Origin of the sequence: Maribacter forsetii DSM 18668 (assembly GCF_000744105.1) — a bacterium.
Taxonomy (GTDB): domain Bacteria; phylum Bacteroidota; class Bacteroidia; order Flavobacteriales; family Flavobacteriaceae; genus Maribacter; species Maribacter forsetii.
Genome location: NZ_JQLH01000001.1, coordinates 1399997 through 1410124, shown reverse-complemented (window position 1 = coordinate 1410124; position 10128 = coordinate 1399997). Strand labels below are relative to the sequence as shown.

Below are 10128 nucleotides of genomic sequence, written 5' to 3'. Positions count from 1 at the left end.
AAATATTAATATTTACAAAGAAAAAGTAACAAATAATCTTGTTTCAGCTGTAAAATCAGTAAAAATCAAAGATAGAATCGTATACTGTACATCAAGATTCTGATACTTATTTGTAACATTCTACCAAGTTAGTCGTCAAGTAAGCATAATCAATCAAAAAACACTTGACGTGAGTACTATTCTAACAGTCAATCATCTTACCAAAAAATTCGGGTACCTTACTGCGGTAAAAGATTTATCCTTTACCATAGAAAAGGGTAATGTTTATGGTATTCTAGGTCCAAACGGTAGTGGTAAATCAACTACCCTTGGCATTGTATTAAATGTAGTCAATAAAACGAGCGGAGAATTCGCATGGTTTGGTGGCGATACCTCAACACATGAAGCCTTAAAAAAAGTAGGTGCAATTATTGAGCGTCCAAACTTCTATCCATACATGACCGCTTTACAAAACCTAAAATTGGTCTGTAAAATAAAAGACGTTACTGAAGATAAAATTGAGGAAAAGCTTGAGCTTGTAGGTTTATTAGATAGAAAAAACAGCAAATTTAAAACGTATTCTTTGGGGATGAAACAACGTTTAGCTATTGCCTCTGCCCTACTGAATGATCCAGAAATTTTAATCTTAGATGAACCTACCAATGGTTTAGACCCCCAAGGAATTCATCAAATCAGGGAAATCATAAAGACTATTGCGGCAAAGGGAACAACCATTTTATTAGCATCGCATTTATTGGACGAAGTAGAAAAAGTATGCTCTCACGTAGTTATTTTAAGAAAAGGTGAAAAATTATACTCTGGAAGGGTAGACAGCTTACAAGCAAGTTTCGGTTTTTTCGAACTAAAATCCGAAGACTTAGAAAAACTTACCTCCTACCTAAGTACCAATGAGCATTTTGGAAGTATAAAACAGGAAAATGGTTTGGTCACCGCAATCTTAACTTCAGAACTAGATGCACAATCATTGAACAAAATACTTTTTGACAAAGGCATTATCGTATCACATTTAGTAAAACGAAAAGAAAGTTTAGAAGAGCAATTTCTTGCCTTAACCAAAAACGCTAACGCCTAACACACTACCATCATGATACGATTACTTCAAATAGAATTCATAAAACTTTGGAATAACCGAGCCAGCAAGGTATTGATTATTTCTTATTTCGCACTTTTAACCTCTATCGCTTTGGTAGCGGCCATTAAATTTGACATAGGTCCAATTAAATTTCATCTAGCCGATCAAGGCATTTTTAATTTCCCCTATATCTGGCATTTTAACACCTTCATCACCGCCTTTTTCAAGCTATTTTTGGCGATAGTCATTGTTTCAATGATGTCAAATGAATATAGCAATAAGACGATTAAACAAAATTTAATAGACGGTCTCTCAAAAAAAGAATTTATACTTTCAAAATTCTTGACCGTTATTACTTTCTCGCTAGTTTCGACCATATTCGTTTTTATAGTTTCTCTAATTTTAGGACTAGTTTACTCCGATTTCAATGAAATATCAATCATTTTAACCGATTTACAGTTTCTTTTTGCATTTTTTGTGAAACTAACGGGGTTCTTTTCCTTCTGCTTATTTTTAGGGGTATTGGTAAAAAGATCAGCATTTGCATTGGGTTTTTTAATTCTTTGGCAGGTGCTAGAAGGTATTTTTAGAGGAATCATCCGTTGGAAATTATTTGATGGAGAAACCACCGATTTCATCATGAATTTTTTCCCGTTACAATCTATGTTCAACCTAATTAAAGAACCATTTTCTAGATTAGGTGCAGTACAATCAGTAGCCAACCAAATGGGTGAAAAACTTGCGCTAGACTATTATATTCATTGGTATGAAATTGTGATTGTTCTAGCTTGGATCGCTATTTTTATTTATGGTTCTTATGCAATTCTTAAAAGACGCGACCTTTAATTCATTTCACATATCAAGGCAGTTCATCCTATTTAACAGGGTTTTACCGGTGTAAATTTTTCAATTTGTAGCTTATGGTGTAGTTTACAAATTAGCCATGAAAAAGAACTGGTTATGAGAATACCACATAGATAGTAAAAACGGTCTGTACCAAGACTCTTTCCGTTATAATTAGTTTTTAAAACCACGCTTTAAAACTTTGTTTCTAAGGGAAATCCAGTAGAAAAAAATCGTAAATAAGTAGTATTTTCAATTAATAATATTCAGCCAGTTCTTCTTTGTATTATATTCATACTTAGAACATACTTAGAGATTATGAAATTCTACGTTACACTATTTTTCATTTTTGGTTATTTCTATGTTTCTGGGCAAGCCAGTGATTGTATCGATGCTATTGTTGTTTGCGGCAATAATACTATTTCTAGTAATGCCAGTGGTTTTGGCATTCAAGAATTGGATGCTGAAACAAATGTTTGTGTAACACAAGAATTAAATAGTTTATGGCTCAGTGTCAATATAGCCGAAAGTGGCACACTTGCCTTTACGATTCAACCTCAAGATAACGACCTTGAGGTAGATTATGATTTTTTTATTTTTGGTCCAGATAGTGATTGCCAAATTTTAGAAAGTCCAATTAGATGTTCTACTACAAATCCACTTCAAGCTGGCTTAACATCAAATTTCACAGGGTTAAGTGATGTTGAGACCGATCAAAACGAAGGTCCTGGAGAATTAGGCAATGCATATGTATCTTCAATACCTGTTACTGCTGGTGAGCATTATTACATTCTTATAGATAGACCAATAGGTAATGGAGGTTTCAATTTAGACTGGACAGGTACTGCCCAATTTTTACCATCACCAATTGTTTCGTCACCACAAGACATAGAAGTTTGTTATAATGGCGGAAACACTATAATTGATTTAATGCAGAATGAAGCCACCATTACAACTACACCTAATGTAAACATATCATATTATACTTCTTACAATAATGCTTTTGACAACATAGATGCAATCACCAACCCTGCAAGTTATTCATATTCGGGATTAAGAAATCGAATTTATGTAAAAGTCACTAACCCTAACGGATGCTTTGAGATAGTAGATTTCTCCATCATTTCCCCATCATTTGATACTCCACCAGAACTTAGCTATAGTACATGCGACACGGATAATGACGCAAGAGCAGAATTTTCAATCCTTGAAATAACTTCAGATGCCGAAAGTGCTATACAACACAATTTAGAATTTAACTTAAGTCTTCATCTTAGTGAAAATGAGGCAATGGCAGGTACCAATGCAATTACAAATCCATTATTAACTACTGAGAGCACCACTATCTATGCTCGTGTAATATCTACATTGAATACCAATTGTTTTATCACCTACCCCATTACGTTAACGGTTAACCCATCAGAATTTCCTGCTATTCTTGATTTAATTCAGTGCGATATTGATGAGAATTCATCAGATGGCTTTACAAGTATCAATTTAAATCAATCTTTTCCCGAAGTCGACCATAGTACAATTTCCTATTATGAATCAGAAGCAAATCGTACAAGTAATAATGCAATTGAAAGTCCTGCCAATTACACCAATACCCTTCCGTTTAACCAAACTATTTACTACAAAATAACAACTGTACAATGCGAAAACTTTGGGGAAATAGCTATTGAGATAAACCCGACTATTATTAATTTAAATTCAATTAGTCCGGTACAGATATGTGATGATGATTTAGAAGACAGTGTGCTGGAAAGCACATTTGATTTAGAAAATATACGTAACAATAATTATGCTGGTTTAGACGTGGCATTCTATAGCAATTTAGTTGACGCCACCCTAGAACAAAATCCCCTAAACGGTAATTTGAGAACCAGTGCCACCACTTTATATGTACGGTTAGAAACCAATAATCAATGCCAAGGTGTAGAAGAAATTGAATTAATTGTGAACCCTATACCTGAGGTAATTTTAGAAGAGAATTACTTAGTCTGTGCCAATGGCGAGCCATTGAGAATAAATGCCCCTGCCGGTTATGACAAATACAGTTGGTTCAAAGATGCGGACAACCAATTTATAGAAATTGGAAATGATCAACAGATTGCCGTTAGTGTACAAGGAAACTATATTCTAGAAGTAGAGAAACATTATGATAATAACGGAGAAGTTATAATTTGTACAGGTTACACAGATTTTACAGTAACCACATCAGCGGCAGTAGTTATAGAAAACGTAGACATCCAAAAATCATTTAATACCAATACAGTAACGGTAAATGTTATTGGAACCGATGAATATGAATACTCAATTGATAGTGAAAATTACCAAGATGAAAATACATTCTATAATGTAGAAGCAGGTATATATACAATATATGCTCGTAATAAAAATGGATGTGGTTTCGCAGAAAAACAAATATCAATTATAGGATTTCCTAAATTTTTTACGCCAAATGGAGATGGTAATAACGATACCTGGCAGCTAATAGGTGTTAACGAAAACACGAATGATCAAATAATCCTTATTTATGATCGTTATGGCAAAATGGTATATCAAATTAATTCTAATTCTGTTGGCTGGGACGGTTCTATAAACGGTAATGACTTGCCAGAGTCTGACTATTGGTTTAAAATGACTTTAAATGATGGTAATGATTTTAAAGGTCATTTCACCTTAAAACGATAGTGACAACTAATCTTCTTATCTAGTCCATTTAAATCGTGCTTCTTTCGTAATTTTATAGCATGAAATTCAAAGTAGTATCAGAGTTCAAACCCACTGGGGATCAACCAAATGCCATTAAAGAATTGGTAAAAGGTATAAATGAGAAGGAAAAATACCAGACACTATTAGGTGTAACAGGTTCTGGTAAAACATTTACGGTAGCCAATGTAATCGAAGAAGTACAAAAACCAACGCTATTATTAGCGCACAACAAAACCTTGGCAGCTCAGTTATATTCAGAGTTTAAACAATTCTTCCCTGATAATGCGGTGGAATATTTCGTTTCCTACTACGACTATTACCAACCTGAGGCATTCATACCTACAAGTGGCGTTTACATTGAAAAAGATCTATCAATAAATGAAGATATTGAGAAATTACGCCTAAGTACTACTTCTTCGCTACTTTCAGGTAGACGAGATGTTATCGTTATTGCATCCGTTTCATGCCTATATGGTATTGGAAACCCAATTGAATTTCAGAAAAATGTCATCTCCATAAAAAAAGATCAGGTAATTGCCAGAACCAAGTTAATGCAGCAGTTAGTGCAATCATTATATTCTAGAACCATGGCAGATTTCAAAAATGGAAATTTCAGGGTAAAAGGAGATGTTGTAGATGTTTTCCCCAGTTATGCCGACCATGCTTATAGAATTCATTTCTTTGGTGACGAGATAGAGGAAATAGAGGCATTTGACCCATTTAACAACAATATTATAGAGGTATATGAGAATCTGAACATTTACCCTGCCAACATGTTTGTAACCTCTAAAGATGTATTACAAAACGCCATACATAATATTCAAGATGATTTGGTTAAGCAAATAGACTACTTTAAAGATATTGCCAAGCCACTTGAAGCTAAGAGATTAGAAGAACGCACCAATTTTGATTTAGAAATGATACGTGAGCTTGGGTATTGCTCTGGTATTGAAAACTATTCCAGATATTTAGACGGTCGTGAACCGGGTACAAGACCTTTCTGTTTATTAGATTACTTTCCTGATGATTACTTAATGGTGATTGATGAAAGTCACGTTACCATACCACAAGTTCATGCCATGTATGGTGGTGACCGTTCTAGAAAAGTAAATTTGGTAGATTATGGTTTTCGTTTACCTGCCGCAATGGACAATAGACCTTTAAAGTTTGAAGAGTTTGAAGCATTACAAAATCAGGTTTTATATGTAAGTGCAACACCTGCAGATTATGAATTACAACTAAGTCAAGGTGTATATGTTGAGCAAGTAATTAGACCAACAGGACTTTTAGATCCTATAATCGAGGTTAGACCAAGCTTAAACCAAATTGATGATTTAGTAGAAGAAATTCAAATTCGTGTTGAGAAAGATGAGCGGACTTTAGTGACCACTTTGACAAAAAGGATGGCAGAAGAGCTGGCTAAATATATGGACAGAATCAATATTAGATGTAGATATATTCATAGTGATGTGGACACTTTAGAGCGTGTAGAAATCATGCAAGATTTACGAAAGGGGATTTTTGATGTGCTCATAGGAGTCAATTTATTACGAGAAGGATTAGACTTACCAGAGGTTTCTTTAGTGGTAATTTTAGATGCCGACAAAGAAGGTTTTTTACGTAGTAATAGATCATTAACACAGACCGTGGGTAGAGCTGCAAGAAACCTAAATGGACTTGCAATTATGTACGCAGATAAGATAACTGCAAGCATGCAAAAAACGATTGACGAAACAAATTACAGAAGGCAAAAACAGATACAATATAATACTGATAATAACGTAACGCCAACTGCCTTGAACAAAAGTTTGGACAGTGTGCTTTCTAAAAATTCCGTCTCCACATATCACTTCATAAAAGAGGAGTTGAGAGCTGCCGAACCAGACATGGATTACCTTACAAAAGAACAAATAGAAAAGCTCATAAAAGACAAAAGAAAAGCGATGGAAAAAGCTGCAAAAGAATTAGATTTTATGCAAGCAGCGAAATTACGAGACGAAATAAAGTCATTACAAGAGCAAGAATAAGCTAAGATTAGGAAATTTTACAAAAATTGAATTTAGATATATTTAAACTTGACTTAAAATCACATAAAATACTGGACAATAATTATTTAAATATAATTTTTAGACAAGACTAAATCTTGTTTTCTCTAACTGAAATCGATTTTAAAAGTGTTTTTTTAGCTGTTTTACATTTAATTATAAATAACTATAGTTTCTCCTTCTCTAAAATTCCTTAGAAGGAAACAAAGCTTGTAAAAAGAAAAAATATACTAGCGTACATTACGAATTTACGTTAAATTTTTGAACAATAAAATTGGCAGTTACAGCCCAACAAAAAGGGTTCAGTTTTAAAGCTCAAAAATCGATTTACAGAATTAAAAAAACTCCTTTTCAAGAATTATTAAAAGGAGTTATTTATAGCTTTATCCTACAAATCAAAATCCTATATTTTCAATTATAAAATACCGATTTAAGGATAAAATAATGCAAACATTCACCCCTAAAAAAAGCCTCATATGAGTTAATTTAACAATTATATTAATGAGCGATTCAGTTCAATTTCAACACGAAATAAGAACATGAAAAACGAACATAAAAGCAAAAAAAAGTGCTTTGATTTCTCAAAGCACTTCAACTAAACAACTCAAACCAACCTAAAAAATCCTAGTAACTAAAACTTACTTTAACTCAATCATTCTTTTTGGCTTTGGTAAAGCCTCTTCTTTTTTAGGAAGATTAAATTTCAAAATTCCACCTTCATACGTCGCCTCGATTTTATCTGTAGCAACTGTGTCCGGCAAAGTAAATGCTCTCTTAAAAGATGAGATACTAAACTCTTTTCTTGTAAAGTTTTCTTTTATTTCTTTACTCTCTTCTTTAATTTCTGCAGAGATTGTTAAAACAGAATCATCAATTTCAATTTTAAAATCATCTTTGACCCTACCAGGTACAAAAAGCTCTAATTCAAAATCCTTCTCATTTTCTTTTATGTTCACAGCAGGTACAGATGAACGTGAATTCTCAGTACCACCAAACCAGTCAGGTCTAAAAATCTCATTCATTAAAGCCGGGAACAAAACGTCGTTTCTCTTTGTTAAACTCATAATCGTATTTTTTTTAAATAAATTAATTTTAATAGTCGGTTTGATTAGAACAAAACATATACCACCACCAATAATGTGTCATTTTGACACTATTAAAATTTAATTATATGTCATTTTGACATTTTTATATGATATGAGTCTATAATTTTAGCATATAAGCTGACTTTGCGCAATCACCTTCACTAGTTTTACAAGCATACACTTACAATATGGATAGACTAACCAACTTTCTACATCAAATACGAACCAGAATAGCCTTTTATCCCACTATAATCTCTTTAACAGGTTTATCATTAGCCTTTTTGATGATTTATCTGGAGCAAAAAAACATTTCTGCGTACCTCATTGAAGTAGCACCTGCATTGGTAATTGACGATACGGATACTGCAAAGACAATTTTAAGCACTTTAATAGGTGGACTTATCTCGTTAACGGTATTTAGTTTTTCTATGGTAATGGTTTTACTAAATCAAGCATCTAGCAATTTCTCTCCACGAGTATTACCAGGCATCATATCTGATCAGAAGCATCAGATTGTATTGGGTCTTTATATTGCAACAATACTTTACAACATTTTTATACTTATCTCTATTGAGCCCACCGAAAGTACCTATCAAACACCAGGTTTTTCTGTGCTACTGGGCATAATATTAGTTGTAGGTTGCTTAGCAGCTTTTATCTACTTTATACATCATATCTCTCAAGCCATACAGGTGGGAAATATCTTGACCGCAATTCATTCTAGAACAAAATCTGAAATAAGGTCAATTGTAAAAGATCAAGAAAAAAAATCTTTGAAATTTCCTGACCAAGAACATTGGAAAACCTATAAAATTACCCAAACCGGCTATTTTTACGGAATTCTTAACGATGATTTACTAGAGTTATGCAAAAAGAACTCATTGAAAATCGTAATTCAATTACATAAAGGACAATTTATTCTGGATGGTACAATTGGTTTTAAAACGGAAAAACCTCTGAATAGTGAATTAAAAGAGAAAATATTGGGCACACTTCTCTTTAGTCATGAAGAGCTTATAGGAGAAAACTATATTTACGGTTTTAGACAAATATCAGAGATTGGTATAAAAGCGATGTCACCAGGAATTAACGACCCAGGAACAGCTCTAAACACTATTGACTACCTAACATCGCTTTTTCTAGATTTAATGCGTAAGGCAGACTTTGAATACCTTACCGATCATAACGGAGAGAATTGGACACTTATTAGAAGTGCAAAATTTTCAGAAGTATTGTTTAATGTAATGGCTACATATAGACTTTACTGTAAACATGATATTACGGTTATGAGAAAACTAATGCACATGTTAAGAACACTTAAAGATCATATCAACAATTCTAATCAACTAGAAATAATTGAGGCAGAAATAAATGAATTAAAAATAGATGCCCATAACAACATAGAAAACAAAAGAGATCTTGGAAATATAGAAGCGGATTTTATTTCTTGGTCTTAATTGTAATGTGACTTAAAAATAGAGATCAATACCTCTGGCGGCACTACTTTGTTTGGGTATTTATGCATTATAGAAAGCACCTGTTGAATTGCCCCAGGCGGAAGTCCCATTTTTAGACCTATGTCGTAAATTAATTTAAAATCATTAATATCTTGAGCGTCATCAACATTCATAAGTAACACTAACCTATGAAATTGTAAAAGACGTTCAGACTGTGATTTAGGAATTATATGCTCTACATTAGAGCTGAAAAGAGCATCAAAAATTTTCTTGCTCACCTGTAATTGTTGAGCTACTAAAAAAAGAAAATTATATTCAGATTCCTTTACACCATTATTACCTTTGGCAAATGATATCATTTCAGATAAAATACTCAACTTCTCTTTATTCGTAGGCATAATTGGTAGTAGTTTGATATTGAGGGAATAATTTTTAAACTTTACAAAAGCTCTTATATTTTATTATAGATAACCTAATAATTTTGGTCTTAAACTGTTTAAACATCTTATTTAGACAAAAAACTTTTAATTAAACGCTCCCCTTCATAATAATCTTCACAAAAGTGTAGATCATATAAAAACTTTTTAATAACATCTTGGGGTAACCCCATACCTAGTCCTTGTTTGTACAAAAGTCTTACCCACTTAAAATAACACTTACGTTCACATTTATCTTTCATAGCCAACTTATAAAAGCGAATAACTTTGCAAGCCAAATTGCTTGGAAGAATAAAAATTTCTTCTTCTTTTATATATTCATCTATAATATTTTGATTCAACCCCAATTGGTCACCTATGGAGCAAATAAATTCATATTCTATTTGCTCCAAACCATTGTTCAACATTGAGGATTGAATCATACCTGTGATGATTTTCATTTTTATAGCATCGTTTTCCCTCATATTTTTAGTA

8 protein-coding genes are annotated in these 10128 nt (G+C 32.9%); 5 read left to right on the top strand and 3 right to left on the bottom strand.

Annotated elements, in window-relative coordinates; genetic code table 11:
* Positions 1-169: 169 nt before the first annotated feature.
* The 4 genes from P177_RS05975 to uvrB all read left to right on the top strand — a co-directional run bounded on the left by P177_RS05975 (position 170) and on the right by uvrB (position 6657).
* Positions 170-1072 (top strand): ABC transporter ATP-binding protein, encoded by a 903-nt coding sequence (locus P177_RS05975; RefSeq protein ID WP_036152919.1) that lies wholly within the window; start codon positions 170-172, stop codon positions 1070-1072.
* 12 nt (positions 1073-1084) lie between these two features.
* Positions 1085-1918 (top strand): ABC transporter permease, encoded by an 834-nt coding sequence (locus P177_RS05970; protein WP_036152918.1) that lies wholly within the window; start codon positions 1085-1087, stop codon positions 1916-1918.
* A 315-nt stretch (positions 1919-2233) separates the two neighbouring features.
* Positions 2234-4609: a T9SS type B sorting domain-containing protein gene (locus tag P177_RS19345; protein WP_051941733.1), complete on the top strand. Its 2376-nt coding sequence runs from the start codon at positions 2234-2236 to the stop codon at positions 4607-4609.
* 59 nt (positions 4610-4668) lie between these two features.
* The gene (gene uvrB, locus P177_RS05960; RefSeq protein WP_036152916.1) at positions 4669-6657 is read left to right on the top strand and encodes an excinuclease ABC subunit UvrB; all 1989 of its coding nucleotides are present in this window, start codon (positions 4669-4671) and stop codon (positions 6655-6657) included.
* Between the two features lie 656 nt (positions 6658-7313).
* Here the strand turns inward: uvrB and P177_RS05955 are convergent.
* Entirely contained in the window at positions 7314-7739 is a 426-nt protein-coding gene (locus P177_RS05955; protein WP_036152914.1) for an Hsp20/alpha crystallin family protein, read from the bottom strand.
* A 209-nt stretch (positions 7740-7948) separates the two neighbouring features.
* On the opposite strand from P177_RS05955, the gene P177_RS05950 reads away from it, so the two are divergent.
* On the top strand, positions 7949-9217 hold the full coding sequence (locus tag P177_RS05950; protein WP_036152912.1) for a DUF2254 domain-containing protein: 1269 nt from the start codon (positions 7949-7951) through the stop codon (positions 9215-9217).
* Here P177_RS05950 and P177_RS05945 read toward each other — a convergent pair.
* A complete protein-coding gene (locus P177_RS05945; RefSeq protein WP_036152908.1) occupies positions 9214-9615 on the bottom strand; it encodes a hypothetical protein in 402 nt (133 codons plus the stop codon). The two genes, P177_RS05950 and P177_RS05945, sit on opposite strands and share 4 nt — an antisense overlap.
* A 107-nt stretch (positions 9616-9722) precedes the next feature.
* On the bottom strand, positions 9723-10094 hold the full coding sequence (locus tag P177_RS05940; protein WP_157486476.1) for a hypothetical protein: 372 nt from the start codon (positions 10092-10094) through the stop codon (positions 9723-9725).
* Positions 10095-10128 lie beyond the last annotated feature (34 nt).

Excerpts from the sequence above, each read along its gene's own strand:
- P177_RS05940 (WP_157486476.1), bottom strand. The coding sequence starts at position 10,094 with ATGAAAATCATCACAGGTATGATTCAATCCTCAATGTTGAACAATGGT.
- P177_RS19345 (WP_051941733.1), top strand. The coding sequence starts at position 2,234 with ATGAAATTCTACGTTACACTATTTTTCATTTTTGGTTATTTCTATGTT.
- P177_RS05955 (WP_036152914.1), bottom strand. The coding sequence starts at position 7,739 with ATGAGTTTAACAAAGAGAAACGACGTTTTGTTCCCGGCTTTAATGAAT.
- P177_RS05945 (WP_036152908.1), bottom strand. The coding sequence starts at position 9,615 with ATGCCTACGAATAAAGAGAAGTTGAGTATTTTATCTGAAATGATATCA.
- P177_RS05970 (WP_036152918.1), top strand. The coding sequence starts at position 1,085 with ATGATACGATTACTTCAAATAGAATTCATAAAACTTTGGAATAACCGA.
- P177_RS05950 (WP_036152912.1), top strand. The coding sequence starts at position 7,949 with ATGGATAGACTAACCAACTTTCTACATCAAATACGAACCAGAATAGCC.
- uvrB (WP_036152916.1), top strand. The coding sequence starts at position 4,669 with ATGAAATTCAAAGTAGTATCAGAGTTCAAACCCACTGGGGATCAACCA.